Genomic DNA, 2,919 nt, shown 5'->3' on the forward strand with positions numbered 1-2,919 from the left:
GCAGGCCGCCGCGTTGAAGTGCGTCTGCCTCGCCGTCATGAGCCTGGATCCGACCGGGAAGGGCCGCAAGCGGTGGACCACCCGCTGGAAGCGAGCCCTCCAGGCGTTTGACATCGCCTTCGACGGACGCCTCTCAGCAGCCCACAACTGAACCAGAAACCACACCAGTTACACCGAAAGCTTTGCAGACCCATCCTCATCGAGGACACCTCTGAGCAGCCTTGTCAAGTTGCTGGTGGGTGAGCTGGGGCAGGCTGATGGCGCTCGGGTGCCGTGCCGGTCACCTCAGTCAGGTGCGCGCGGGCACGCCGGTGACGGTCTCCCAGACGCGGAAGCGGTGAGTCATTTCGGTGCGGTAGTCACTGGCTGTCATCAGATGGCGTCGCGGGGCCGAAGTGGGAGGAGATCCGGGAGGAGACATCGAGGAATCTCTGCGCCGCTCCGCTGGAACGGAAGTCCTTCATGGCGCGCTCGCATCGCCTTGTGGGCTGGTGGCTGTTCTCGACCCGGTTGTTGAGACACTTTGAGTCCCGGTGCTCGACGGAGGGCATCATCTGGCGGTGGGCGGCGCCGTAGCTGCGAGCTTGTCCATGACGATCACGCGGGGCACGTACTGGAGGTCCTTGAGGAGCTTGCGGAAGAACCGCTTCGCCGCGCGGGTGTCCCGCTTGTTCTGCACCAGGATGTCCAGGACATGGCCGTCCTGGTCGACGGCGCGCCACGGGTACCGCATCTTCCTGTTGGCCTTGATGAACACCTCGTCCAGATGCCACCTGTCCCCGGGCCTCGGCTGCCAGTGGCGCAGGCCCCGGGCGTAGGCGGGGGCCGAACGTGGCGCACCAGGCCCGGATCGTCTCGTACAAGACTGTGATGCCGCGCTCGAAGAGGAGCTCCTCGACCTCCCTGTACGAGAGCGGGAAACGGTAGCACAGCCACACAGCCTGACCGATCACCTCCGCCGGGAACCCGTACCCCTTGTACGATACCGGTGCCCCGGTCTCCGCCTGCAGCCCCTCCCGCGACGGTCTCCGACAAGATCATCGCACAGGCCGCCAAGAACCTGACACCGTCGTTCAGCGCCAACCCCACCACATCTGCGGCTACCTTCACGCCCGGCACGTCCGCTACACCCTCGAATGGGCAACCAGACAGTTTCGGTTCAATAGCTATGTCCGAAAAGCTCGGGGCCCCTCACGCCCCGTCATGCACGGTTCTGACTGTCCAATAAGGCCGTGGCGGTCAAGAGCTCGACCCCCACCGTGATGGCCGACTCATCCACGTCGAAGTCTCCCCGGTGCAGGTCCCGGATAGCCAGATGGCCGGGCGTGCGCACACCCAGGCGGGCCATCGCCCCCGGGACCTTCTCCAGGTACCAAGAGAAGTCTTCGCCGCCGAGACTCTGCTCGGTTTGCTCAATGGACTGCGGGCCGCGCCGCGCCGTCATGGCACCGCGCAGCAGGTCGGTAACGTCAGGGTCGTTGACCACAGGAGGCACCCCACGGACGTAATTGATATTCGACTCAGCGCGGTAGAGGTCGGCGACCTGTGTGACGGCGCCGCGCACCAAGGCTGGGGCTTCTCGCCAGGAGGCGAGGTCGAGGCAGCGCACCGTGCCGGACAGCTCGGCGCGCTGGGGAATGACATTGGACGTATGCCCAGAGGCGATCCGACCCCACGTCAGCGATAAGCCCGAGCGGGGGTCGATGCGGCGGGCAATCAAGGCTGGCACTTCTGAGGCCAGCTTAGCGGCAGCAGTGACAAGGTCAGTGGTGAGGTGTGGTCGCGCGGTATGGCCGCCGACGCCGCCGAGAGTGACTTCGAGCCGGTCGCAGGCGGAGGTGATAGCGCCGTGCCGCAGTCCGATACGGCCGACGTCGACGCGCGGATCGCAGTGCACCGCGACGATGCGGCCCACTCCGTCTAGAGCCCCTGAGGTGATGGCCTCGTTGGCACCGCCGGGGAGTACCTCCTCGGCGGGTTGGAATATCATCCGTACGGGGTGCGCAAGCTGGCCCCGCTCGTACAGTTTAGCGAGGACGAGTCCAGCACCTAGGACAACGGTAGTGTGCACATCATGGCCGCAGGCATGGGCGCGGTCCAACACCGTGGAGCTATAGGGCACCCCCGTCTTGGTGTCTGCGATGGGCAGGGCATCAAGGTCGGCGCGCAGGGCAAGTATGGAGCGGGCATTGTCCCACTCGCCGATGTCACAGATGAGACCTGTGCCACAGTCAAGGACACGGGGTATCAGACCTGCGCACTCTAGGCGTGACTTGAGGGCCTCCGTGGTGCGGAACTCGCGGTATCCGAGCTCCGGGTGCATATGCAAGTCGCGGCGGAACGCGATTAGATCAGCACGTATCGTTTCCGGTAGCGTACCAAGCAAGGCTCTTTCGGGGGCGCCACCAGCACCGGGTACACCGGTTCCAGGCTTGCGAGACACATGGTTCATGCTTTGAAATTAGGGTGAAGCGTGAGCCAGCTGATCAGCAGTCGATGGAAGTTCACCCTAACGAGGTCATTTTTCTCTGTGATGCGGTGTTATCTCTAGTTTTGCGTCACTGATGGTCTGGTGCTGGTGTGTCTGTGGTGAGGACAGTGGCTGGCAGGGCGGACAGTGTGATGTCTGGGGCGGGAGCCTGCTTCCGCCCGTCTCATTCCAGGGCGCCCGCTTTTGTTCCGTGCTTCCGCGAGGCCGGACGCACACCCCCGACTTGCGCTACGTCCAGGTCATGGCCAGCCGTCGTCCCAATCCGGGCGATCTGTCCGATGCCTGCTGGGAGTTGATCGAGCCGGTGCTGTCCGCCTGGCGCTTCGAGCGCCGCGGCCGGGCCCCGGACTTCGGACGGCCGCCCCGCCACGACCTGCGCGAGATCATGAACGCCATCCTGTACATGGACCGCACCGGCTGTCAGTGGG

The 2,919-nt window shown here is 64.8% G+C and carries 2 protein-coding genes and 2 pseudogenes; 2 read left to right on the forward strand and 2 right to left on the reverse strand.

The genetic code is table 11. The features are described from left to right. A pseudogene (locus tag ACFWZ5_RS45970) lies at positions 1–151 on the forward strand (IS256 family transposase); the annotation flags it as partial. Between the two features lie 138 nt (positions 152–289). On the opposite strand, the pseudogene ACFWZ5_RS45975 reads toward ACFWZ5_RS45970, so the two are convergent. Both ACFWZ5_RS45975 and ACFWZ5_RS45980 read right to left on the reverse strand, forming a co-directional pair. Further along, positions 290–1,010: pseudogene (locus ACFWZ5_RS45975) on the reverse strand (IS6 family transposase). Positions 1,011–1,201: 191 nt separating this feature from the next. Further along, entirely contained in the window at positions 1,202–2,452 is a 1,251-nt protein-coding gene (locus ACFWZ5_RS45980; protein ID WP_384893209.1) for an amidohydrolase, read from the reverse strand. Positions 2,453–2,732: 280 nt separating this feature from the next. Between ACFWZ5_RS45980 and ACFWZ5_RS45985 the strand changes: the two genes are divergently transcribed. Further along, on the forward strand, positions 2,733–2,919 hold a 187-nt coding region (locus ACFWZ5_RS45985), incomplete at its 3' end, for a transposase (protein WP_384893212.1).

The organism is Streptomyces sp. NPDC059003 (assembly GCF_042740445.1).
In the GTDB taxonomy this organism is placed as follows: Bacteria; Actinomycetota; Actinomycetes; order Streptomycetales; family Streptomycetaceae; genus Streptomyces.

What these genes read in the sequence shown, in the direction of transcription:
- ACFWZ5_RS45980 (WP_384893209.1), bottom strand. Translation starts at nt 2,452, where the DNA reads ATGAACCATGTGTCTCGCAAGCCTGGAACCGGTGTACCCGGTGCTGGT.